The sequence below is a fragment of the Paenibacillus sp. LS-5 genome (assembly GCF_056121505.1).
The window spans coordinates 440,398-465,252 of the sequence record NZ_JBWAVA010000001.1 but is presented as its reverse complement, the minus strand read 5'-3'; the positions used below and the strand labels follow the sequence as shown (position 1 = coordinate 465,252).

The window sequence follows — 24,855 nt, the reverse complement described above, 5'->3', positions numbered from 1 at the left end:
ATTAATTATATTTAATGATTGAACATACGTAGTGTTCGACTACCACTGACTTCCAACTATTCTTTCTGTAATAAACTTTGAGCGAACTAATTAAACTTCTCCAGAGGAAAGTGAAAAATCGTACAATGATGTTGATGCCGGCAGCTGCGAGGTTTAGGTAAAAAGGTCAGCCTTTTTTTATCAGAGGTAACTGTCACAAGGAGGCAGAGGGGATATGCTCGCTTGAACTGGAAGGGTTGGAAAACTTGTCCGGACATTCAAAAGAAAAAAAGCACATCCCAAACATTGCCCTTATATCGCTCACCTCATACAAGGAGAACCTGAAAATATGTTTCCAAAGAATAACTCTACAAATAGTGTTGGAAACAGACAATACCCGATCAGTTTAAGTAAATATAGATGTGGCCACTTTGCTACGGGTCAGGGTCAGCATCGAATCTGCATTTCAGGAAAACTTGGTCTGGCTTTACCTAGGGTACGATTGCATACTGTATTGCACAAAGACTGTCCTGTTTGCGAAGATCCCTCATCAGCAAATAAGCTGGTTTCGTTTTAGTAATACTGTATAAATTTACATATGTGACTAGTAACAAATGGTATACAGTTGAAATAGCTGAAGTACATGAAAGCGGCATCGTCACCAAAGAACACGGAAAATACGCTCCCAATTACCACTAATGCCAAATGTAATCATTAATCTTCAAATTACGTTACCAGAAGTTTGTTTGTAAACCATTCAAGCATTATTTATGTTTTTAGGTATGTCGCAAATGATTGATATCAATAAAGTTGCATTTAGGTTACGGTCAAAGTTCAAAACCTCGTGACGACAGCTGTTATTCCGACTATAAATTCAGATTAAGGAGCCTACCCATGATATTCGTAGATAGAGGAGCTGTAAAAGAACCTTCATTGTTTCGCTCAAAAGATGTAGAAACCATCAAGAAAACAGTTCAAGAGATTTATCTCACTAGCTCTCCTATTTTGTTAGAACAGTTTAGACTAGATTCATTACCAGAATATAAACGTTTTAGAACAAAGGTACTAAATGATTCAGATTTTAAGAATACATTGAGATTGTTGTTTAATCACAAATGTGCCTTTTGTGAAACACCGATTTATACTTCATCATCTATAATGATTGACAATTTCCGACCACTAAAAGTAGAAGATAGCCACTTGCATTATGGTTGGCTAATGTATGATTGGGATAATTACCTAATTATTTGTAATGTGTGTAATGCTGCAAAGAAAAACAATTTTCCTGTCTGGGGTGAACGTGCAAGATTTTTGAAATCTGTAAAAGAAATTAGAGAAAGTGAACAGTACATATTAATTGATCCTTGTTACGATAACCCTGAGGAACATATCAGTTTTAATATACAAGGAGAAGCTGTAGCAATAACAGAAAGAGGCTCAGAAAGCATTCGTATTCTAGAGCTTAACCGACCGTCTCTTGTCATGGAAAGGAAGAGGACTATCGGCAAGATTAACGACTATTATGATATGTGGAAAGTGGAGAGACAAAATGTTCCAGGTTGGAGTTATGATAAGGACATGCAGTTATTTGAGGAAAAAGTTAAATCCTCTTCCGATTATTCAGGTTGCGTCCGTGCTGCTTATAACGAAATATTCAAAAGTAAACGAGTTGGAAGTTACCCATCTGATTTGATAAGCAGCATCACTGTAGTAAAGCATGTTGCTAAGACTCGAACAATTAGAAAAATTATTGTAAGTAATCTTTTGGACATGGATGATTTCGAAATTAATCTTAACGATTCGGCAGGAGTAAACTGGTTGATGGTTCTTGGTGAAAATGGAGTAGGAAAAAGTACACTTCTAAAGTTAATTGCACTAAATTTAGCTGGGAAGGCGAAAAGGCAAACTCGAAACAGTATAAAACCAGATGAAATTGTTAAATCAGGATGCCAAACTGGTTATATTAGGCTAGAGTTTACCGGTGAGCCTTTGATGGAGCGAACATTGATATTTAATTATAATGGTTCTTGGGCCGGAACCGCAGATCATCCTTATGATGGAAATGTTTTCGGTTATGGACCAATTAGACTGGAGTCGGACAAAAAAAGTAGTATACCAAGAATTAATATTAAAAACCTTTTTAGCTCTAATTCACGTCTGATAGATATAAATATATGGCTTAATGAAAAGTTTGAAGTCGATCATGAAATGTTTTTAGCTGCTGTGAGATGCATACGTTCTATAATGCCATTCAACAATGAACTAGCACGCAACTTTATTTTACATCCTATTAATGGACGGCTGGTTTTTCAGAATCTTAATCGGCTTAATAATCAAGTATCTTTGGAATCTTTGAGTTCAGGGTATAAAAATGTAATTACATTGGTTTGTGACATCTTGAGGAATTTTCAAGCAAAGGATGAATCTTCAATTGAAGGAATCGTGCTTATTGATGAACTAGACATACATCTACATCCGCGGTGGAAGATGTCTATAGTAAGTCAGTTGAAAGAACAATTTAAAAACATTCAGTTTATAACAACCGCTCATGACCCTCTATGCTTACGGGGGTTAACAAAGGGGGAAATTATGGTTCTAGAGAGAATGAATGAATATGTCCATGTTCATTTTGATGATTTACCTTCTCCAGAAGGACTACGAGCTGATCAAATCCTCACTTCTGAATTTTTCGGCTTGAATAGTACTGTTGATCCAGAAATTGAGATTATGTTTGCTGAATACTATAATCTCTTAGCTATAAAAGATCGCAGCTATGAAGTTACAGAAAAGATTGAAGGTATTAAAAGGCAACTAAATGATTTGCGTTATATGGGGAGTAGCCGACGAGAACAGCTTATGTACGAAGCCATCGACGAATATCTAACCAGTACCAAACACCTACCACCAGAAGCCTTGCGTCTGAAAGCAGAAAAGAATGGTTTAACAAATAAACTTAGACAAATATGGAACGATGTAAATTAGGAGGATTGGGATGATTAAAGTTAACCGGAGTCCAGTCATTCCTCCCTCATTACAGTCTGAATGTAGTGAAGAAGGAGAATTGCAAAAAGCAATCAAAATACATTCTGATTATTTTAAAAGAGCAGACTCACCTGTTACTAGAATAATTGTTAATCAGACAGATGCAAATCAAGCTACGACCAAAGACCTTGTGTCAATCAGTAAACTTTTTGATTTTAAAAAATACAATGGACCAGATGTGAAGGAGACCTTAAACAAATTGTTTCATAGAAAATGTTCATATTGCGAGTCAATTTATGAACATGCTCATCCAATGGAGATTGAGCATTATCGACCCAAAGCGGCGGTTAAGCAGGATCGAAAAGACAAACGCAAACTAACAGGGTATTATTGGCTCGCCTGGGAATGGGATAATCTCTTTCCATCGTGTATATGCTGTAATCGCGTAATGTACCATTTTACCTCGAATTCTCCATATGAGAAGGTGATTCGTGGTAAAGGAGTGCATTTTCCACTAGAAGATGACTCTGCACGCGCTAAGAGACATGAGGAGTCGCTTGAAAAAGAAGTACCATTACTACTTAATCCCTCTAAAGACAACCCGGAGGAATATCTAGTATTTAGTGATGACGGAATCGTCTCTCCAAAGGAGACTAGAGATGAAACCTCATACAAAAAAGCAATTGAATCAATAAATTACTATGCATTAGACCGTCTCGAATTAACGCATCAAAGAAACAAGCATGCCCTTTTGATAAAGGCTCAAGGAGAAAGAGTATTGGAATCAATTGAAAATGTTATTAAATATCCAGAAGACATACGTTTTGAATCTATTTTAAAAAGAGAGCGTGATGTATTGTTTTCTTTTATGGAACCAGAGAAGCAGTACTCGGAAATGGCCAAGCAGATGATAAGTAGATTGTGTTTACGTTTAGGACTTTAAAATACATAGAATAAGGTTGTATATGCCTGAATGATAAGCGTTTATGTCGAAGAGATTTTGAAAAATTCAAAAAGAAATGCAAAGTTAACAAAGACTGATCTTCAACATGTTGAAGATCAGTCTTTGTTAACAGTAAACTTGAGGGCAATGAACGCTGGAAAACAAAAATGCTAATGACGGAGCATGCGGAACAATATGAAGAACAGCAGAAGGGGACCGGGAACAAAAAGCTTTCCATTGATGAGCGGACAATGGTACGTAACCTCATTTTGCTACCTCATATAGACACGATGGTTAGTAAAAGAATGCAGGAGGTTGAGCATTCGAACAACGTGCTTAAACGAATGTACCTGATGGCAGGGCGGTACATCCAGGACCGTATTATGCAGGACACGTACCGGCTGCAGCGTGAAATGAAGCAACAGAACTTAAAAATCTTAAATGATGAACAAGATGACTTTATTGTGTACCACAAAATTATTTATCGAGGATACACGGAGCGATTTGGCTTAACTCGCGATGTGATGCGGTCTGAGATAAGTCTACGACTGACAAAATACACCTCTGAGGTCGGAGCTGTGTTAAAGGGAGACGTCAAGATAATAAAATAAAGGGTCCACAGCGGTGAATTAGGATACTGGACAGAATTTGAATATTCATAAATCGAATATAGTTCATCGGAAGACAGTGCTATCTGTTGCGTTCTGGAGTGGGAACTGTGATAGCAGTGAGTTTCCCGATAATCTGATTTCTTGGTGATGGTTCAGCGGAAGGTCGGCGAAAAACGTCGGTTTTTAGTTGTAGTACGCCCAGCATGGCGTCTCGAGGGTGAAAGTCCCGAACGGGGGCTTGCGAGCGCCTACCGTTAGCGCAAGAGCAGAGAGATCCCTCCTATCTGGAGAATTACGCCCGCTTCGTAAAGGTCCAGCCATACAATGAAAACTTATAGGAATAAGGTACAAGAATTACTTCAGGGAAAAGAAAACCCTAATAACTTATTATTTATTCGTTATAAAGGGAATAAGGGAGTTGGAAAACAAATTCTACAACTATCATTTTTAAGAAGTCTAGATCGATTTGCAGAAAGGTGTAACATCAAAGATGAGTTTGGAAATGTATTTCATTTTACAGCCAATGGGTTCAAGCATCGTTTTGGATTGAAACTGATGAAAGCCGGTTTAAATATGGCTCAAATTCATCAGATGATATCAAATGTCACATCAGAAATGCCAATGATTTATGCAAGGAAAATTCAAAAAGAAATGCAAAGTTAAAAAAGACTGATCTTCAAATATTGAAGATCAGTCTTTTTTAGTTATATGATATTAGGAAATGGGGTTCGTGGGGAACGGTACATATTCTTGTCATTCATCGGTACACATTCTTGTCATCCGACATCCAGCCAGCTGACTCAACACACGCAAGAGACTAAATCACAACATACATACATATGTACAAAATACGGGTTTTGTGAATAAGTATTGATGAAGCTAGTAATGAACGTACTAATTTATTAAGTTTTGTACCTTCTATACAAAAAACCAGCGATCAATTGGAATCGCTGGTTTTTTGTTTTGTAGTTCACATTGAATTAATACGGATAGTGTGTCCAATATCCTCGGTTGAAGGCGATCGAGCCGTCATAATCGATATATACGTCGTTGATCAAGCTGTTGCGCATAATATCGGCCACATAATTATAGAGCGGCAAAATGACCGCTTGGCTCATAAGCAGCTGCTCCGCTTTGGCGTACAGCTGAACCCGCTTCGCGTTGTCGAAGGTCTGCTCCGCCTGTTTGACGTACTGGTCGTACGTCTTGTTCAACCAGCCTGAATCGTTGTCGGCGCTGTCCGACCGAAAGTAATTCAGGAACGTGGCCGGATCATTGTAATCAGCGGACCAGCCTCCACGAGCAACCTGGAAATCGCCGCTTTGACGTTTGACCATGACGCTCTGCCAACTCTGCGTCTCGACGGTGGCGGTCACGCCTAGCTTTTCCTTCCATTGATTCACAAGCCTTTTAGCCATTACCGCATGAGTATCCCCCTCATTGACAATAATGGAGAACACCGGAAGCTCGGTCAGCCCCTCCTGTTGGAGTCCTGTTTGCAGCAGCGCCTTGGCCTTACTCAAATTCGCATGATTGTAGGCGGTGTCGCTTATCTCCGAACGGTACTGTGTCTTGGAGCCGAAGATAGTCCAGGGCACGAAGCCGTATGCGGGCATTAACATCGGCATATCGTTTCGATCCACAGCCAAAGCCAGCGCCTTTCGGATATTGAGGTTGCTGAAGGGTTTCTGCTTCAGATTGAACTGATAATAGTAGGTGGACGCATAAGGAGCATGAGTATAGCAGCTCTCCTGCACCCTACACATGTATTTGAAATCAATCTTCACATTGCCGCCGCCGGTCCAATCCACCTCTCCATTGACGAAAGCAGCCGTAGCATTCTCCGAATCCGGGCCAGGGGCCAGCAGATCGACCTCGTTCAGACGGATTGACGCAGCATCGTAGTAGTAAGGGTTTTTGATCAGCTTGATTGCCCGGATACTCCGGGATTGCAATTGAAATGGTCCATTGGAAATGCTTGCGACCTGCTGTGTAGACGTTGAGCCTACAGCCGCCTTGACCGCAGTCTGCGAAACCGGGTAGTAGATCGGCTCGGCCAAGAGCGACGGGAAATAGGCATATTTGCCCTTCAGCGTAACCTGTAGGGTGGTATCGTTGACTGCCTTTACCCCTACCTTGTTAAATTCATTCTGCTTACCAGCATGATAGCTCTCCACCCCGGCAATGTAATACATTTTGAACAAATTTCCCGGCTCTTGCCCAGGAGCAAGAGCCCTTTTCCAGGCATAGACGAAATCAGAGGCCGTCAATTTCTTGCCGTTACTCCACTTGGCATTAGCTCGCAGCTTGAACGTGTAGGTCTTACCATCCGCTCCGACCGTCCAGGACTGGGCTAAGGCGGGAACCGGCTTTCCGTTCTTGTCCAGCCGAACCAGGCCCTCATATAACCCTTTGATGACGGTTGCCGCATCCCTATCTCCGTTGGTAATATTCAGCGGGTCCAGCATGACCGGCAATTCTTCCATTCCAATTCGAAGCACCTGCTTCTCTGCCGCCGCCGCTGTGCCTCCCTTGGGCACCACCCCCACCACCGCCAGCAGAACACCAAGCAAGGCTATCCAAACTTTTTTCATCCATATGTCCCCTTAACTATGTATTTTCCGCATCCACCTATTTTAACATAAGCAGTAATATTTTCCTTGTGGAAAATACCAAGACATTCATCCGGACGCTTCAATGCGCTGGGTGTTGACCCCACCGAGCTCCGGCATGCATAAAGTCGCGATGACGCCGCCGTTCTCATCCACCTCGCTAACCCGGCTTAAAACAGAAAACACGCGAGGAGCGCAGGCTCATATGGGACTATATTCATGTCCACCGACATGTACCGACCGATCCGACTTCTGTTTAATCGAGCATGTTCGTTATTATCATTTGGATAGCCATATTTCTTGGATATAAACTTTGAATGGTATGACTTCATTTTTTGTTCATATAAAGTCTAACTCTGTTACTTGAAGTCTCAGGAAAGACCGCGAGAGATTTCCTCCGCAGCCTGAGATGTTCCAAGACATTTCAATGGATGACCTGTTAATAATGCTTTAATCTTCTCGTTTTTACCTCTTTTTTACAAATGAGATCCTCCACTTGCGTCGATGACCTGTCCAGTGATCCAACGGCTATCTGGAGAAGCGAGGAACGCAGCGATATCTGCGATATCCTTCGGTTCACCCCATCGTCCGAAGATTGAGAAATTGGCACCGAATTCACGGCTTTCCTCATTCTGCAGCATATCAGCATTCATATCGGTTGCTACAAATCTAGGGGCAATTGCGTTAATTGTGATACCCCGCGGGCCAAGTTGATTGGCAAGCGAAAGTGTCAGGACGTTAATAGCGGATTTCGACATGCTATAGGCCGGGATAGCTGGCAAAGAAATGCGGGTTACGGCTGAAGAAATCTGAATGATACGCCCTCCACTTCGTAAATGAGGCAGTGCCTGCTGGATCATGAAGAACTTTTACATTCAGCCTTAGCAGCGAATCAAAGTCTTCCTCCTTCGTATCTTCAATGGCAGAGGTGAGTCCCATCCCCGCATTGTTGACTAGAATATCAATACTGAACATGCCGAACCGTGTAATGAGCTCCTGTTCAACAGTAGCGTAAAGGCTTCGGACTCCATCAAGTGTTCCAAGGTCAGAGCCAGCGTCAAATGCTGAGCCTCCGTTGCGATTAATTCCCTCCACAACTTCCATAGCAGCCCTCTGGTTGGTTGCGTAATGCACTACGACCGTTGCACCTTCTTGTCCAAGTCGCTGTGCAATTGCCCGGCCGATTCCCCTACTTCCTCCAGTTACAATAGCCACTTTGTTGTACAGATCACCCATGTTACCCAACTCCTGAGACGATTTATTTTGTTTTGCATTTCAGTTGTACCATACCCGGACTTTCTCAATGTTGCTCGCTCATTCGCCAAAACTCGGCTTGCACGATCTTGCTATTCCATTTCCATTTGCTTACAGAAGACTGATATTAAGGGTATACTTAGGCTGGAGGTGATGCTGGTTGGACGATTTAGTTCAGGAGGGTTCACTACTAACGGAAGAACGTTGGCAAGCCATTATAGACAATAATGCAAGTTACGAGCATCCATTTTTTTACGGGGTTCGCACGACTGGCATTTTCTGCAGACCTTCCTTCAAATCAAGACCTCCTAAAAAAGAGAATGTCCGAATTTTCTTTGATGCGTCGCAGGCACTAGCGGAAAATTTCCGACCTTGCAAACGATGCAAACCATGCGGACAACGACTTCCTGACGAAGAATGGGTCGACCAGATCACCTGGTATATCGACAGGCACTTTGCCGATACAATCACGCTGGAACTTTTGGCTGAACAGTGCCATGGGAGTCCCTATCATTTGCAGAGGACTTTCAAGCGGATAAAGCATATGACGCCTGTGGAATATATTCAGAGAAAAAGAATAGAAACAGCTCAAAAGTACATGCTGGAAACGAACAAGTCGTTCGCAGCTATTTCAAAATATGTCGGATTTTCAAGTGTTTCATATTTTACAACTCTCTTTAAGAGATTGACGACGCGAACGCCGGCTGAATTCAGAGCATACTATGCGGGTAAGCTGAGCCCTAAGGATCAATCTTATGAACATACCCTTTAACACCAGAAGCCTAGCTTCGATTAACCATCACCTACTCCGGTCTATCTAATATTATTTTGTTGTAACCTAATCTTTATAAAATAAAAATTCCAAATCAAAAACGGCTGCCTTTAAAGGCAGCCGTACGTTGGATTATTTACGAACAGAGACAATGAACTTCTCCAGTGAGCCTGTATCGGTAATACTCTGATTGCAAGCCTGGCCGTCTAGACATACGTATTGGCCAATGGAAGAATACTGATCGGGCAAAGCACCTGCAGGCTTGGTCTTGACGGTTATGAACGCAAGCTCCTGATGCCTGTTGCAGAACATGCAATACCCTTTCTTGTGTGTTGGCATGATTCTTCCTTCAATGCCGATGAATTGTCCTTCAAATGGATAGACCATAAATAGTTTGTTCGTAGCAATGTCAACCCAGCTCAGATATGTGACATATCTAAAATCAATGGATTGCAGATCAGGTATCTTCAGCTTCTTATTCTTCGGAAAAAGCTTCTGGATCTGCTTCAGTGTAATCGGCGGAAAGGGTTCCAGATAGGGTTCCAATGCAATAAGATAACTCTGGAATTCATGTGCTGTCTCCAAACCGGATACTTGCTCCAGCATGTGTTCCTGCTCTGTTGACAGAGAAAGAAACGCTTCAATGATATTCACAGCGGTGCGATATCTTACTGTTTTTAGGACGCTCTGATCCGCGACGGATCGGAGTGTTTTTTGAAGAAATTCGGATTGTTTCTTAATGACGTTATATTGATGGTTTCTAATAAATGGTGTATTCATAGCTCTGCAGCCCCTTATTTATAATGGAAAACCCATAAGGTGCAAAGCCCGTTATTAGAAACGATAAAGTCAAGTATGGGCGATCGGATCCATTCTCTCGCCCTCACACAAAGTATCGCCCCTAAATTAGGCTTTGCATGAGGACTTCCTAGCTAATGAGCAATTAGGTTTTGCCATCAGTATAACCCCCTATCAGATGAACAAAAGTTCTTTCGGAAAAAGTATAGCAGGGAATTCTGAATGGTGCAATTCATCCGAAGGACACCATTTAAGATGATCCGTACACAGCATCAGCCTTCATCCATTGCATTCCGGATATCATATTCGCTGATATCTATTTCCATTTCTGTACCCAGAGCCATTCTAGCCAGCTGCCTTCCTAAATAAGGACCCATCGTCAATCCGGATGCGCCAAGTCCATTAGCTGCAAGTAGACCTACCCAGCCGGGGACTGTCCCGATGACAGGGAGAAATCCTGGTGTGAAAGGGCGGAAACCTACCCTTGTCTCCAGAAAAGTACTATTCGCTAAACCAGGCGCCAGGTCTAACCCTTTATTTAGTATTTCCTGAATTCCACCTGCAGTTATCCTTGTATCGTAGCCTGCGATTTCATTTTCGTGAGTTGAACCGATAACAATCCTTTGTTGACCCATAGACAGCAAATACTGATCATTTGGTGGAATAACTACAGGCCAGTGATCTGTATCTTGATGATCTGGAATCTCTAAATGAACGATTTGAGCTTTTTGATAACGGACTTTAAAATTGATGCCCAACGGCTGTAAAAGTGGATGGGCCCACGCCCCGGCGCACACGATGATAACATCAGCATTGTAGGGTTGTGTACCCACAACTACGCCTGTTACACGATGTGCGCTGTATTGAAGCATGGCGTTTCCCTGGATAAAAACAGCCCCGTTACGCTGTGCAGACCGATTGAGCGCATCGCGCAAAGCACGTCCGTCCACCCGGGCAGCGCCGCTGATATGAACGGAAGAATAACCCTCTTCCAGTACCGGAAACAGCTCGCGTGTTCGTGCTGCATTAAGCTGTGTAATATCTCCGATCTCAGGTGCATCCACCTTTCGCAGATTAGCCCTTTCCTCCATTTGTTTGATTTTCATCATGTCATGATGAATACTAAGAGCACCTACCTGAGCATAGCCGGTATTAGTCTCTCCTTCGTCCCGAAGCTGTGCAATCAACTCCGGGTAATAACGGGCTCCTGCTTTGGCGAGACGATACCAAGCCTGATTGCGCCGCTGGGACAGCCAAGGACAGATGATGCCGGCAGCTGCATCGGTTGCTTGTCCCTTATCCTTGCGGTCGATAACAAGGACATCCGCTCCCATTTTAGCTAAATGATAGGCCGTTGACGCCCCAAGGATTCCTGAGCCGATGATGATAACTTTCTTCATAAGTCCCTTTTCTTCCCTTCCTTAAACAAACTCATAGCTCAATAATCTTCGTAGCGATATTACCGCAGAACTCCCGGTCATGCTCTACGAACAGAATGGTGGGTGCATACTCCAGCAACAGCTCTTCGATCTGCATCCGTGAAATCACATCGATGAAATTCAGTGGCTCATCCCAAATATGCAGGTGAACCTGCTCACTCAGACTTTTGGCGATTAGCACCTTCTTCTTTTGACCGCCGCTGAACATGGAAATGTCCTTCTCAAATTGTACTCTGGAGAAATCAAGCTTTCTTAGGATGGATTTGAAAAGACTCTCGTCTATTCCGTTGTCCCGGGCGAAATCCGTAAGGTTGCCTTGTAAATGCGAGGTGTCTTGGGATACGTAGGAAATTCTCAACTGATTATCCTTGGTGAAGCTGCCAGTGTACTGTATATCCTCGCCGCATATCAGTTTGAGGATACTGGATTTACCGGAGCCATTTTTACCCGAAAGCGCGATGCGATCCCCTTGCTCAACTATAAAATTCACATCCGCACAGACCTGCTTCTCGCCATAAAATATAGTGATTTGTTCCAGCTCCGCAAGTATATTTTTATGATAGGGAAGCTGTGAAATCTCCAGGTTATCGGCGCTCTCGATATTTTTCAGCAGCTTGGACTTTTGTTCAATCGCTGTTTGCTGTCTTTGTTCAATTGATTTGGAACGTTTCATCATTTTGGCAGCCTTGTGGCCAATGTAGCCCTTATCCACCTTGGAGCCGGAGTTTCGGGTCCCGTTTTTGGACTTTTCCACTTCATGTGACCAGTTCCCTGTCCGTTTGGAAGAATCGGCTAGACGCGTAATATCTTTTCTGAGCTTCTCATTCTGTGCCAGTTCAAAGTTATCCAGGCGCCTTTTATTCTCCCACCAGCTCGAGAAATTTCCTTTTTGAATTTCAATGTTGGTTTTGTTGATAGACAGGATATGATCTACACAGTTATCCAGAAAAGACCTGTCGTGAGATACCAGAATATAGCCGCTTTTGGTATTCAGATAATTACTGACCAGTTTCCTGGCCTCCATATCCAGATGATTGGTAGGTTCATCGATGAGTAGAAAGCTGTTTTCCTTAATAAACAAAGCGGCCAGCAGCACTTTCGTCTGCTCACCATTGGACAATGAGGCAAAAGGACGGTATAGAACGTCTTCATCTACCTTAAGCAAAGAAAGCTCCCGCATAAACTGCCAATGGATATAATCCGGAAACATTTCGCTCACGACATCCAGCGTATGCTCTTCCTTGTTCGGCACAGGGTAAGGGAAGTATTCAAAAGTAACATTCGCAGAAATAGTTCCGCTGTATTCATATTTACCGAGCAGCAACTGTAGAAAGGTGGTCTTCCCTCTGCCGTTCCTCCCCGTAAATCCCAGCTTCCAATCAGTGTCGATCTGAAAACTCACGTTCTCAAATATGTTATCGTAGCTGCCTTCATAGGCAAACGTAAGGTTGGTAATATTAATTAGTGACATCTAGTGATCCTCCTGTATAAAAAAATAAAAGCTACAAGAAAGTTAATTTCTTGCAGCTCAAATAGATACAGAACATCATACCCGCAGCAGGGCAGATTAAGGATCCATCGTTTGAGTGAAAGAAAATGTAACTTTCTTGCGTATAAAGAAATAAAACATGCGAAAACCATCGCACTACATAAGCTGAACCTTAGATTCAGATATATAACTGTTTTATTATTTTATAGATCCGCAAGAAAATCCTACATTCTCCTCTTCAGCTCCGTTCATTAATTTACAGGCATCTTACCATAATCATTTCTGATTTTCAACTCGCCAATTAGGATTGATATCACGCATGAAGGGGAACGGGAAGCCCATAAATACGGCGAAGTGATGCGGCATTTGATCGTCCATGAGATTCACCATAGCGGTCAATTGTCTATATGGTCAAGGGAAGTCGGAAAGAAGCCGGTTAAAGCTAACTTGATTGGCAGAGGGTTATTCGATACTTGAATTCTTTTCACATAGAAAAAGAACAACAAAAAGACCCGCTCCAGGCGGGCCATCCGTAAAGCGGTAAGTGGAATGCTCTTGAAAAAAGCATGCTGCTCATTAATGGTTACAATCCTTGATTAAGCTCAATTAAGGTACCGGCAGGGTCACGAAGGTAGGCAACGCGGTGGCCCCATTCCGGCGTGTCGTGAGGTTCTTTTACAAATTCAACATGCTTGCTGCGCAATTGATCGTAAACAGCATCCACATTATCTACCTTGAAAATGAGAGCCGCCCGGTCAGGGTTGATGAATTCCTTGCGTTCAATCAAGACTTGAAGGGGTTCATTCCCCGTCAGTGGCTCCAGAGCCAGATTGATATCTCCTGTATAAAACTCTGCATAAGGAGTCTCCTCACTACCGTGGAGGACTTTCAGACCCATAATGTCCCGGTAAAATATAAAACATTCACGCACATCTGGCACCAGCAGACGAAAATGTGAAAGTTTCAAGCGAATCCCTCCTGTCTGAGATTTGAGATTTATATGCGTCTTATCGTAACATGCAGCTCATTACATGATTTCTTATGAATTGCGGTTATTCAGATTATCTATTTGTCGGTTTGATAAAAAAGCTATCTGTCAATACTTTAACGCTTCTGCCGCCTCCGGGTCAAAATCTGCCACTATCAGCATATCCATATGCCTTGCATGTCGGAGCAAATAATGTACAAAGCTTTCCTTGAATAAGCTGCGCCACAGCGGCCTGCGGGAGTGTCCGATAATCAGCTGAGTGGTCTGTACCTCATTCATTCTGCTGAGCAGCTGCTGATGCACAACAGCACTGCTGCCCGCCAAAGCCACTTCCATGTTCCCGCCCAGCCGTTCCGTCAAATGCCGCAGGGACTCCAGCCGCTTTTGTTCTTCGGGGGTATGGTGTCCTCCGCAGTGAACATAGTGCACATACCATTCTGCCTTGAGTCTGTGTGCAATACGGAAGCCCCGGCGGATTAGACGCTCTGCACGTGGGCCGAGATCGACACACACAAAGATGACCTCACGGCGGCTCCACGGGCCTCGCAGGGACGGCTCCCGGTCCCACGCCTCCAGCCGTTCATCGACATCATCCGCAATCTCACGAAGAGCCAGCTCGCGCAGCGCAATCAGATTCCCAATCTTAAAAAAAGACTCGAGGGCTTGGTTCACCTTCTCGGTTGCATAAATTTTCCCTTCCCGCATTCGCTCCTGCAGCATTTGTGGTGTAACGTCAATGAGTTCAACTTCACCAGCCATTTTTAAAACCGCATCAGGGACCGTTTCCCGGACACGAACTCCTGTCAGTTGTGCCACTGCGTCGTTCAGGCTTTCCAGATGCTGAACATTCACGGTTGTGATTACGGAAATTCCGTTATCGAGCAGCCGCATAACATCCTCATAGCGTTTTTTGGTCAGACTTCCGGGGACATTGGTGTGTGCCAATTCATCCACCAGCACAACCTCCGGGTGACGGGCAATAATGCTGTCTGTGTCCATCTCCTCCAGTTGTGAGGACTGATACTGAATGCGGGCCCGCGGAATAAGGGGCAATCCCCCGATTTGCCGTTGGGTCTCCTTCCTTCCATGTGTCTCCAGTAGACCTATGACTACATCAATGCCTTTGGTCAGCAAGAGATTTCCCTCTTGCAGCATTTTATAGGTTTTCCCAACCCCAGGCGCCGCACCAATATAGACCTTGAACGTCCCACGATGAATCCGCTCAATCTTCTGTTCCATCTCCTGACTGGTTAACCGGTGAAAAGGTTCCTCCTTGCCGTTGGAGCCAGGCTTGATGGGCAATATCCGTTCTCCTTCCTGCTCTGCCCTGTCAGCCATCAGGAATATATCGATGTTCCGTGATTTACGGAGGACCCGATTGGCGATGGAGCCCTGCCACTTTTCCTGCCAGCGGCTTTTTTTGGAGTGCCCCATGACAATCCGGGTGACGTTATTTCGGATAGCATAACGTACCAATATTGCTGGGAGCAGCCGCAGACTTGGAAGAGACAGCTCTTCGAAGCGGGCATCGACCCGCTGGGCCAGCTTCGTGATCGCACGTTTGAAGCTCTGCTGTTCCTTAGTTAACTGATGTTTTGGAAGCACAAAGGTTACCACCATAAGCTCGCCGTTCAGTCGCTTGGCGATTTGCTGCCCTCGTCTGACATACAGCGAACCGTTCCAATGATATTGCGTCGAGACGAGAATCCGTTCAGTGGCACCAGAAGGACCAATTAGTCCTTGCTCCTCCCGGTGTCTTTCCAGTGAATCATTGACCCCCTCGGCGACCAAACGGAGTGAGAGCTCACGGAGGACGCCAAGATTTCCGCGCCGGGTCAGCGCTGGAGGCGTCTCTCCGCCAAGAACCCCTTCTTCAATACGTTTTAATATGGTTTCGGGGGACACGTCGATCAGGCGCACCTCATCCGCCAGCTCCAGAGTATTGAGCGGAACCGTTTCCTCCGCGCAAATACCCGTTTTCTGCTGAATAATTTCTGCCATTCCAGCCAGCTCATATACGTTAATGGTTGTAATTACACTAATGCCGTGATCCATCAAATGACGGATATCGTCCAGCCGTGTCTCGAAACGGGCTCCTTCCCGATTACGGTGGGCCAAGCTGTCCACCAGAAGCACCTCAGGGTTGCGCTGAAGCAGAACATCGACAGGAAGATCCTTCTGCTCCTTGCCGTCTTTCATCCAGTGAAGGCTGGGCACGCGCTCGAGATTCACCAGTTGCTGTACAGTCTCCGCCCGTTGCATCGTCGAGACAGCACTGATCACCACATCGATTCCTTGCTGCTGCAAAAGCTTGCCTTCCTCCAGCATGTGATAGGTCTTGCCTGAACCACTGACGGAGCCGATGATGATCTTGAGACGGCCCCGGCGCAGGCGGTAAATGGAATACAGAATTTCTTCCGGAGTTTTACGTTTGTACGGGGACATCCGGTGACCTCCTTATAGGAATATAAATTACCCTGTCCGTGTGGAACACGAACAGGGTAACCGCCTGATTACTGAGCAGACAATTCAGATAAAGCCATATTCAGCTTCAGCACATTCACCCGTTCTTCGCCGAACAATCCCAAATCACGGCCTTCCGTGTTATCTTTGACTAATTGTTCAAGTTTCTCCGCAGAAAGACCCGTCAGGCTGCTGATTCTGGGAACCTGCACGATAGCCGAGGCAGGGGAAATATCCGGGTCCAGACCTGAGCCGGAGTTCGTAACCAGATCGATAGGCAGTTGATTCACTGGAACCTGCGGATTGTCCAGCTTCCACTGGGTGATAAAGTCACTGGTGCGCTTTAACATATCGGGATTAGACGGGCCATAATTATTCGAGCCCGAAGACTCCGCTTTGTAATCAATGCTGGACACACGCCCGTGGAACAGCGCCGGATTGGTAAAGCTCTGACCAATCAGCTCGGAGCCGATCACCTGGCCTGCACTGTTCTTCAGCAGACTGCCGTTCGCCTGTGAAGGCATCAGCATCTGGGCTATAGCTGTGGAAGCCAGCGGATATACAACTCCGCAAAGAATAATAAAAATAGCGCTGAGTCTTACTATGCTTAGTATATAAGAACTGGCGTTCTTCATTCATGATCCATCCTCTCTATCTAAACAACTCTATTAGGCTTATATCCAAATACTAACGAGCATATCAATGAGCTTAATGCCCAGAAAAGGAACCAGTACGCCCCCGAATCCATAGATGAAGATATTGCGGCGCAGCAGCTTGACAGAGCTCATTGGCTTATAGGATACCCCTCTCATGGCAAGGGGGATCAGGAGCGGAATAATAATCGCATTAAAGATCAGTGCCGAGATAATAGCGGAGCTTGGCGATCCTAGCCCCATTACGTTCAGCACCTCCATTTCCGGAATCGCGAGCGTGAACATCGCAGGAATGATTGCAAAATATTTGGCGATGTCATTCGCAATACTGAAGGTAGTCAGGGCACCGCGGGTCATCAGCAGCTGCTTACCGATGGCTACGACCTCAATAATCTTGGATGGGTCTGAGTCCAAATCAACCATATTCGCCGCTTCCTTGGCAGCTGAGGTTCCGCTGTTCATGGCTAGCCCCACATCCGCTTGGGCCAGAGCAGGTGCATCGTTCGTTCCGTCACCCGTCATGGCAACCAATTTGCCTTCCTGCTGCTCACGGCGAATAACGTCAATCTTGTTCTCCGGGGTGCTTTCGGCGATAAAGCCGTCTACTCCGGCTTCGGCGGCAATCGTCGCAGCGGTAAGCGGATTGTCTCCAGTACACATAATGGTTTTGATTCCCATTTTACGCAGTTCATCAAATCGTTCCTTCATACCGGGCTTCACGGTGTCTTTCAGATAAATGAGTCCGAATATCCGGTCGTCAACAGCTACGGCTAGCGGTGTTCCGCCTTTACCGGCTATATCATTAGATCTTTTGTCCAGATTATCGGGGATCTGTCCGCCTTGGGAAGATACCCAGCGCTTCATAGAATCGACAGCCCCTTTTCGAACCTTACGTCCGTCCTTCAGATCCAGACCGCTCATTCGCATTTCGGCACGGAACTCGATGATTTCCGCCTCTGCTTCTAGCCCGGCCTGATAAGGATGACCTTGTTTTTTGATCAGCTCAATCACGGAACGGCCCTCAGGTGTCTCATCCTTCAGCGAGCTGACTGCCGCCCACCCCGCCAGTTCAGCTTCATTCTCACTGCCTACGGGGACAAATTCGCTGGCCATACGGTTCCCGAAGGTGATCGTGCCGGTCTTATCGAGAATCATCGTATTGATGTCTCCGGCCGCTTCAACCGCTTTACCTGACATCGCCAGCACGTTGAACTGGGTAACCCGGTCCATGCCCGCGATTCCGATTGCAGACAGTAGACCACCGATGGTAGTAGGAATCAGACAGACCAGCAGCGCAATCAGAACGGGGATTTCCAAATCGACATTCAGATAGGCGGCAATCGGCCGCAATGTGACTACGACGATCAGAAAAATAATGGTTAAGCTGATTAACAGAGTGTTCAGTGCAATTTCATTCGGCGTTTTCTGGCGCTTAGCACCTTCGACAAGTGAAATCATACGGTCCAGAAACGATTCACCAGGATCACTGGTAATCCTCACCTTGATCTGATCACTTACCACTCTTGTACCTCCTGTGACGGAGTTGAAGTCGCCGCCTGCCTCCTTGATGACTGGAGCGGATTCTCCGGTAATCGCAGATTCATCCACGGAAGCAAGGCCTTCAATAACTTCGCCGTCACCTGGAATAAGCTCGCCTTGGCTGATGACCACAATATCTCCTTTGCGCAGATCAGAAGAAGGGACGATCTTGACAGCTCCGCCCACTTGCTTGTTCGCGGAAATATCCTGTTTCGTTTTCTTCAAGGTATCCGCCTGAGCCTTGCCCCGACCTTCAGCCAGTGCTTCAGCGAAATTAGCGAACAATACAGTTACTAGTAATATCAAAAACACTGTAATATTGAAACCTATGGAGTCTTCGGTATGGAAATAGCCGGGGGCCAGAACCATCATCAGAACGATAATCGTGCCGATTTCTACAACGAACATGACCGGATTCTTCATCAAGGTCACCGGATTCAGCTTCATAAAGCTGTCCTTGACCGCACTTTGCAGGATAGGGCCGGTCAGCAGTTTCTTTTTAGGTAGGGTACTCATCTTCTACTCCCTCTCTTAGCGTAAGCTCAAATATTCTGCTACCGGACCGAGAACTATAACGGGCAGAAAGGTTAGTGCGCCGATAATCAGCACCGTACCGATCAGAATTCCGGTGAACAAGCCGTTGTCAGTGCGGAACGTGCCGATTGTCTCCGGAACAGGCTTCTTGCGGATCATGGAGCCGGCTACCGCCAGCATGGCGATAATGGATACATATCTTCCAAGCAGCATGACCATTCCTGTCAGCACATTCCAGAAGGTGGTGTTATCGGCGAGCCCTTCGAAACCTGAACCGTTATTGGCGGCAGAAGAGGTGAACTCATAGAGCACCTGCGTCATTCCGTGAAACCCGGGATTCGAAATACTTCCTTTACCCAGCTCAGTTAAGAAGGTGATAGCGGTAGGTGCCAGAATAATCAGCGGATGAATGAGTATTGCGATTGCAATCAGCTTCATTTCCTTCGCTTCTATTTTCCGGCCAAGAAACTCCGGCGTCCGGCCAACCATCAGCCCGCAGAGGAAGACACCCAGGATTGCATACATCAGCATGTTGACTAGACCTACACCCTTGCCTCCGAACACATTATTCAGCATCATGAGGGACAACGGAGTGATGCTGCCAAGCGGAGTGAGGGTATCATGCATATTATTAACGGTACCGGTAGTTGCCGCCGTTGTTACGGTTGTGAACAAAGAAGACTGTGCGATACCAAACCGGACTTCTTTACCTTCCATACTACCCTGGGAAGCGTCGATACCCATGGCATTGATCGCAGGATTCCCCGCGGTTTCCGCATAGTAGTTGAGGCCCAGCAATAGTACGAACAAGGTCATCATTGCGCTGAAGATCATCCAGCCCTGACGTTTGTTTTTGGCAAATAATCCGTACATATAGGGCAAGGATGCGGGCAGTGTCCACATTGAGAGAATTTCAATAACATTCGTCAAGGGGGACGGGTTCTCAAACGGATGGGCCGAGTTGGCTCCAAAGAATCCGCCGCCGTTCGTACCCAGATGCTTGATCGATTCAAGTGAGGCAACCGGACCGATGGCGATCTGTTGTGAACCACCTTCAAGCGTTGTTACGTGAAGAGATGGTTGTAGTGTCTGCGGAACCTGCAGCGCCACTAGTACCAATGTTACCAGCAGGGCAAGCGGGAGAAAGATGCGGGTGATGGATTTTACGAAATCTTCGAAGAAATTCCCGACCGTGTCTCTTCCGGTAATACCTCTTACGAAAGCGACTGCCACGGAAAAACCGCTCGCAGCTGAAGTGAACATCATCATTGTAATCACAGCCATTTGCGAGAAATACGAAAGACCGGTCTCCCCGCTATAATGCTGCAGATTGGTATTCGTCATGAAGCTGATGACAGTATTGAACGTGAGTGATTGCTCCATCCCTCCGGTACCATTCGGATTCATCGGCAGTGCGCCTTGCAGACGAAGGAACAAGTAACTGAAGGCTACCAGTACAATGTTCGTCCCCAGGAAGCTGATGGCGTAACCCTTCCAAGTCATTCCCTCACGGTTCTTCAGTCCGCTCCATTTGAATATCCCGCGTTCCAATCCGCCAAATATGCGGTCCGTCCGGCTCGGTTCATTTGAAAATACATGATATAAATAAGTTCCTACTGGCTTTACCAGTAGCAGCAGTATGATAATGACTGCGGCAATTTGCACGATACCCACGAAGGCCCCTCCTTAAGTTGACACTCTCTCTTTTAACATAATTAATGAACCTTTAGAATTTCTCAGGATGAATCAGGGCATATACCAAATACAGAAACAGGAGCAAGGTTGCAGCAATAACCACCGTCATTGTTCCGTCCCCCTCACATCATCCGTCATATGTCCACACCACTGAGCAAAGGCGTAAAGGAGTACGAATAGCACCGCCAGAGCTGCCACCATATACACATCCATCATTTTCTTTGCCACTCCTCTCTCTCTTTTTTCTAAAACCAGCCTAACATTTCTGCCATTAGTTAAGGATTAGAGATTCTATCAGCGAATTAAGATTGTATTAAGATTTAGGAGGCTCCTTATCATTCTCATTCTCCTCACTAAGCAGGCTTTGCCAATAGTGATGATCATAGAATTTTTTTACAATAAATAGAAACATGGCTATGATGGAGATAAGACCCGCATTTTCTAACCATTCATTCATACATAACTCCTTCTCTCTTTGGCTGTTCCCTACCCTTACAGCGTATCACTAGCTTCATTTATTCAGGATTAGGGTTTGCCGGAGCGGATAAAGATCACGTTAAGGTTAGGAGGAGAATCAGGATCATTCTCCGGACCCCAAAAAAGCGAAAGACCAAGGCTGTAAGTATAAGCCTTGGTCTTCCTCTTCTACACATATTCGGTTAAATGGTTTTGTTGTCATCGCCAACCTGAAGCATCCGGTATCCGACGCCAATATGCGTTTGAATGAATTTGGGCTGGGAGGGAGTTCTTTCGATCTTTTTCCTTAAGGTGGCCATAAAGACACGCAGGGCGGGAATGTCGTAAGTGTAGCTGCCCCAGATTTCATGAAGAATGTAATTATGAGTCAGCACTTTGCCAACATTCTTGGCGAGCAGGCACAGCAGCTTGTATTCAATCGGAGTCAGATGGATTTCTTCGTCACCCAGCCATACACATCCTGCCGCATAGTCAATTTTCAAGTCCTCATTCGTAAAAATAGAAGCATCCTTCAACAGCTTATCGCTGTCATTCCGGATTCGCCGCAGACTGACCCTGAGCCGGGCCAGAAGCTCCTCCACGCTGAACGGTTTGGTCAAATAATCATCCGCACCTGCGTCCAGAGCATCGATTTTGTCCCTGTCCTCGCTGCGGGCGCTCACCACAATAATGGGAAGATTGGACCAGGAACGTACTTTTTTGATAATCTCCACCCCATCCATATCCGGTAGACCCAGATCCAGAATCATAAGATCGGGCTGTCCCGATACCGCTTCAAGTATAGAGGCTGCCCCGGTTTCAGCCGTATGGTATTTGTACCCTTGTGTCTCTAGAGTGGTGGTAATCAGCTTCCGGATAGGTTTGTCGTCTTCAACAACGAGAATCAATGGTTTATTCATGAACGTTCACCTCCTCTGCCTGCAGGGTAAAGCGGAATATGGTACCTTGCGGGAAATTATCATGCACGGCAAATGTGCCGCCATGGGCATGGATAATAGATTTGCATAATGACAGCCCGAGGCCCAGTCCCCGGCGCCCGTCCCCGCGGATATTATCAGCCGTATAGAACATGTCGAACACTCTGGTTTTGGCTTCATCGGATATGCCGGGACCATCATCGGCCACCTCAACCATGACCATTTGTTTATCTCTTTTGACCGAAATGGTGATATGAGAGCCGGTTCCCGTATACTTGATTGCGTTGTCTACCAGGTTAATCAGCACTTGTATAATTAACCTGGAATCCATTCTGGCCATAATCAGCTCATCACTCAGAACGGTACGGATGATGTGTTCACTGCTTTTCCGATTTAAGTGAAGCAGCGCTTCAGCAATGACTTCCTCCATAAGTTCTGCCTGAACATTCAGATTCAGACTTCCATTATCGATCCGGCTAATCGACAGCAGGTTCTCCACGAGATTAATCAACCACATGGAATCGTCATAAATATCTGAATACAGTCCTGTCTTCTGCTCCTCGCTCAGCAGGCTGGAATTCCCTATGAGAATACCGGCATTGCCGGAAATACTGGTGAGCGGTGTTCTCAGATCATGAGAAATGGCCCGAAGCAGGTTAGCCCGGAGCTGTTCCTGTTGAATCTGGATGGAGATTTCCTTTTGTTTTTCATTCAATTGCTCTTTCTCCAGCGCCAGTGCACATTCTCCCAGCATGGCAATCACCAGGCTCTTGTCAAATACCTCTAGGGGATCTTCATTATCCATCACGATGGCAGCTACGGCAAACACGCAGTCTCCCCCGCGAACCGCATGATACAGACAGCCTGCAGCTGAAAAAGTATCCGTGGTGGCTCCCGCACGCTTATTGTTTTTGTAGACCCAGTCAGCTACTGATCGCTCACTGCTGCTTGTATACATTTGCGGATCTGCAACTGAATCTTCTTTTGGGAAGATAAGTGGTTCCGCCAGGGAACCGGGCAATACGGAATAGAAAATAACCGTCCTGTCCAAAAGCTTGACCATTTGCTGCGCGGTTTCATTGATAATGGCAGCCGGATCTTTGGCTTGTTGCAGCTTGCGGCTGGTCTCCAGAAGTACCTCGGTACGAAAGGCTTTTTGAGCGGATTGCCGGGCCTGCTCCTTAACCCGCATAGTCAGAGTACTGGTTATAAAAGAAGCAGACAGCATCACCAGAAAGGTAATCGGATATCCCGAATCGTACGCCCGCAGGGAAAAGTAAGGCTCGGTGAAGAAATAGTTGAACACAATCACACTGAATACCGAAGTTGCCGCGCTGTACAGCCTTCCTTCGGTAATCATTGCACTCAGCAGAACACCCAGTATATACATTGTGATGATATTCGCTTCCCGGAAACCAAGCGCTTTGAACCACAGACCAATCAAGGTGCAGATCAGGAGTATCCCAAAGGTTTTAAAGGTGTCGGCCAGTGACAGCTGTGGCGAAATCGTATATTGCGGAAACCTTTTGTAAAGGGAAGTCTGGGTGTCTGGAATGATATAAATATCAATATTTGGTAAGACGGCATCCAGTTTGTCCATGACATTTGTGTTGCCGAACCAGCTCTTTTTATGGTGTGAACGGCCCAGAATGATTTTGGAGACCCGGCTTGTTTTGGCATATTCTGCGATCTGTACTGAAATATCCTCACCGTAAGTTGTCGCAATCTGAGCGCCGAGCTGTTCCGCCAACCGCAGATTCGCTCTCAGCTCGTTCTTATTCTTTTGCGTGAGTCCCTTCGTGTCCGGTGTTTCCACGAACAGTGCTGTGAATTTTCCGTGGAACGCCTCGGCCATTCTGGCGGCAATACGGATTACCTTTTTATTAGACGCTGCCGATGACAGGCAGACGAGAACATGCTCATTGGAGTAATGCTCATGATTAGACTCCTGCGCACTGATCTGGAGCGCAATCCGGTTCAACTGGTTCGATGTATAGCGCAGGGCAATCTCGCGGAGCGCATTCAGCTTATCCGGGCTAAATCCGCTAGAATCTTCATCTTGAGGTGGTTCATTAGAGATTTTCCCTCTATTCAGACGGTCGATCAGATCATCAGGCTCTATATCCACCAGCTCCACTTGATCGGCACTGTCAAATATTGAGTCCGGAATGCGCTCTGATACGGTGTGGCCGGTGATGGAAGCCACTATATCATACAGGCTTTCTATATGCTGCACGTTAACAGTAGTGTAGACATCAATTCCCGCACGCAGTAATTCTTCCATATCCTGATACCTTTTTTTGTGCCGGCTTCCCGCAGGATTGGAATGTGCCAGCTCATCCAGCAGGATGAGCTCCGGGTGTCTTTGGATCGCCCGGTCCAGATCAAATTCCTGAAAGACAGTTCCTTCCCGGGATATTTGGATAGTTGGAATCCGTTCCAGACCATCCACCAGCGCCTTAGTTTCCGGCCTGTCCCGGTTCTCAATAATTCCGGCAACCACATCTATGCCGTCTTTTTGCTCTTCACGGGCAGCTTTCAGCATGGCACAGGTTTTGCCGGCTCCTGCCGCATAGCTAAAATATATTTTTAACTTTCCCCGTACTGCCATTTCATGCCCTCTTTCTGTCTATCCGCAGCTTCAATAACTGAAAAACGTTTTTACGTAAGTATAGCATGAGGCAAATCAGCATAACATTACGGTTTTGGA

The 24,855-nt window shown here is 45.7% G+C and carries 19 protein-coding genes and 2 pseudogenes; 6 read left to right on the top strand and 15 right to left on the bottom strand.

Annotated elements, in window-relative coordinates:
* Window positions 1-873: 873 nt before the first annotated feature.
* From AC0MA3_RS02100 to AC0MA3_RS02085, 4 genes are all read left to right on the top strand, one after another.
* Window positions 874-2,961, top strand: coding sequence for an AAA family ATPase (locus tag AC0MA3_RS02100; RefSeq protein WP_474655011.1), 2,088 nt, complete (start codon window positions 874-876; stop codon window positions 2,959-2,961).
* A 10-nt stretch (window positions 2,962-2,971) separates the two neighbouring features.
* Window positions 2,972-3,904 (top strand): HNH endonuclease family protein, encoded by a 933-nt coding sequence (locus tag AC0MA3_RS02095; RefSeq protein WP_474655010.1) that lies wholly within the window; start codon window positions 2,972-2,974, stop codon window positions 3,902-3,904.
* Window positions 3,905-4,077: 173 nt separating this feature from the next.
* Window positions 4,078-4,515 (top strand): YhjD family protein, encoded by a 438-nt coding sequence (locus AC0MA3_RS02090; protein WP_474655009.1) that lies wholly within the window; start codon window positions 4,078-4,080, stop codon window positions 4,513-4,515.
* Window positions 4,516-4,839: 324 nt separating this feature from the next.
* Window positions 4,840-5,178 (top strand): site-specific integrase, encoded by a 339-nt coding sequence (locus AC0MA3_RS02085; RefSeq protein ID WP_474655008.1) that lies wholly within the window; start codon window positions 4,840-4,842, stop codon window positions 5,176-5,178.
* A gap of 317 nt (window positions 5,179-5,495) precedes the next feature.
* Here the strand turns inward: AC0MA3_RS02085 and AC0MA3_RS02080 are convergent, their stop codons facing one another.
* Both AC0MA3_RS02080 and AC0MA3_RS02075 read right to left on the bottom strand, forming a co-directional pair.
* Window positions 5,496-7,109, bottom strand: coding sequence for a peptide ABC transporter substrate-binding protein (locus tag AC0MA3_RS02080; protein ID WP_474655007.1), 1,614 nt, complete (start codon window positions 7,107-7,109; stop codon window positions 5,496-5,498).
* A gap of 494 nt (window positions 7,110-7,603) precedes the next feature.
* Window positions 7,604-8,363, bottom strand: a pseudogene (locus AC0MA3_RS02075) (SDR family oxidoreductase).
* Between the two features lie 178 nt (window positions 8,364-8,541).
* Between AC0MA3_RS02075 and AC0MA3_RS02070 the strand changes: the two are divergent.
* A complete protein-coding gene (locus AC0MA3_RS02070) occupies window positions 8,542-9,153 on the top strand; it encodes a bifunctional transcriptional activator/DNA repair enzyme AdaA (protein WP_474655006.1) in 612 nt (203 codons plus the stop codon).
* Window positions 9,154-9,285: 132 nt separating this feature from the next.
* On the opposite strand, the gene AC0MA3_RS02065 is transcribed toward AC0MA3_RS02070, so the two are convergent.
* The 3 genes from AC0MA3_RS02065 to AC0MA3_RS02055 form a co-directional block, all read right to left on the bottom strand.
* Window positions 9,286-9,933 (bottom strand): FusB/FusC family EF-G-binding protein, encoded by a 648-nt coding sequence (locus tag AC0MA3_RS02065; RefSeq protein ID WP_474655005.1) that lies wholly within the window; start codon window positions 9,931-9,933, stop codon window positions 9,286-9,288.
* Between the two features lie 290 nt (window positions 9,934-10,223).
* Complete coding sequence (locus tag AC0MA3_RS02060) at window positions 10,224-11,351, bottom strand: NAD(P)/FAD-dependent oxidoreductase (protein WP_474655004.1); 1,128 nt, start codon at window positions 11,349-11,351, stop codon at window positions 10,224-10,226.
* Window positions 11,352-11,382: 31 nt separating this feature from the next.
* On the bottom strand, window positions 11,383-12,861 hold the full coding sequence (locus tag AC0MA3_RS02055) for an Lsa family ABC-F type ribosomal protection protein (protein ID WP_474655003.1): 1,479 nt from the start codon (window positions 12,859-12,861) through the stop codon (window positions 11,383-11,385).
* A 363-nt stretch (window positions 12,862-13,224) separates the two neighbouring features.
* On the opposite strand from AC0MA3_RS02055, the pseudogene AC0MA3_RS02050 reads away from it, so the two are divergent.
* Window positions 13,225-13,356, top strand: a pseudogene (locus AC0MA3_RS02050) (DinB family protein); the annotation flags it as partial.
* A 106-nt stretch (window positions 13,357-13,462) separates the two neighbouring features.
* Here AC0MA3_RS02050 and AC0MA3_RS02045 read toward each other — a convergent pair.
* The 10 genes from AC0MA3_RS02045 to AC0MA3_RS02000 all read right to left on the bottom strand — a co-directional run bounded on the left by AC0MA3_RS02045 (window position 13,463) and on the right by AC0MA3_RS02000 (window position 24,756).
* A complete protein-coding gene (locus AC0MA3_RS02045) occupies window positions 13,463-13,846 on the bottom strand; it encodes a VOC family protein (RefSeq protein ID WP_474655002.1) in 384 nt (127 codons plus the stop codon).
* A 129-nt stretch (window positions 13,847-13,975) separates the two neighbouring features.
* Window positions 13,976-16,312, bottom strand: coding sequence for a histidine kinase (locus tag AC0MA3_RS02040; protein ID WP_474655001.1), 2,337 nt, complete (start codon window positions 16,310-16,312; stop codon window positions 13,976-13,978).
* 68 nt (window positions 16,313-16,380) lie between these two features.
* On the bottom strand, window positions 16,381-16,965 hold the full coding sequence (kdpC, locus tag AC0MA3_RS02035) for a potassium-transporting ATPase subunit KdpC (protein ID WP_474655000.1): 585 nt from the start codon (window positions 16,963-16,965) through the stop codon (window positions 16,381-16,383).
* A 39-nt stretch (window positions 16,966-17,004) separates the two neighbouring features.
* Window positions 17,005-19,038: a potassium-transporting ATPase subunit KdpB gene (gene kdpB, locus AC0MA3_RS02030; protein ID WP_474654999.1), complete on the bottom strand. Its 2,034-nt coding sequence runs from the start codon at window positions 19,036-19,038 to the stop codon at window positions 17,005-17,007.
* A 15-nt stretch (window positions 19,039-19,053) separates the two neighbouring features.
* Window positions 19,054-20,730, bottom strand: coding sequence for a potassium-transporting ATPase subunit KdpA (kdpA, locus tag AC0MA3_RS02025; RefSeq protein WP_474654998.1), 1,677 nt, complete (start codon window positions 20,728-20,730; stop codon window positions 19,054-19,056).
* Between the two features lie 52 nt (window positions 20,731-20,782).
* Window positions 20,783-20,860 (bottom strand): K(+)-transporting ATPase subunit F, encoded by a 78-nt coding sequence (kdpF, locus tag AC0MA3_RS02020; protein WP_074083653.1) that lies wholly within the window; start codon window positions 20,858-20,860, stop codon window positions 20,783-20,785.
* Window positions 20,857-20,979 carry a hypothetical protein gene (locus AC0MA3_RS02015; RefSeq protein WP_474654997.1) on the bottom strand — a complete coding sequence of 41 codons (123 nt, stop codon included), beginning with the start codon at window positions 20,977-20,979 and terminating at the stop codon, window positions 20,857-20,859. The genes kdpF and AC0MA3_RS02015 overlap by 4 nt, the downstream gene beginning before the upstream one ends.
* Window positions 20,980-21,064: 85 nt before the next feature.
* Entirely contained in the window at window positions 21,065-21,208 is a 144-nt protein-coding gene (locus AC0MA3_RS02010) for a hypothetical protein (RefSeq protein WP_474654996.1), read from the bottom strand.
* Window positions 21,209-21,410: 202 nt separating this feature from the next.
* Window positions 21,411-22,127, bottom strand: a complete 717-nt coding sequence (locus tag AC0MA3_RS02005; RefSeq protein ID WP_474654995.1) for a response regulator — start codon at window positions 22,125-22,127, stop codon at window positions 21,411-21,413.
* Window positions 22,120-24,756, bottom strand: coding sequence for an ATP-binding protein (locus AC0MA3_RS02000; RefSeq protein ID WP_474654994.1), 2,637 nt, complete (start codon window positions 24,754-24,756; stop codon window positions 22,120-22,122). The genes AC0MA3_RS02005 and AC0MA3_RS02000 overlap by 8 nt, the downstream gene beginning before the upstream one ends.
* Between the last annotated feature and the right edge of the window lie 99 nt (window positions 24,757-24,855).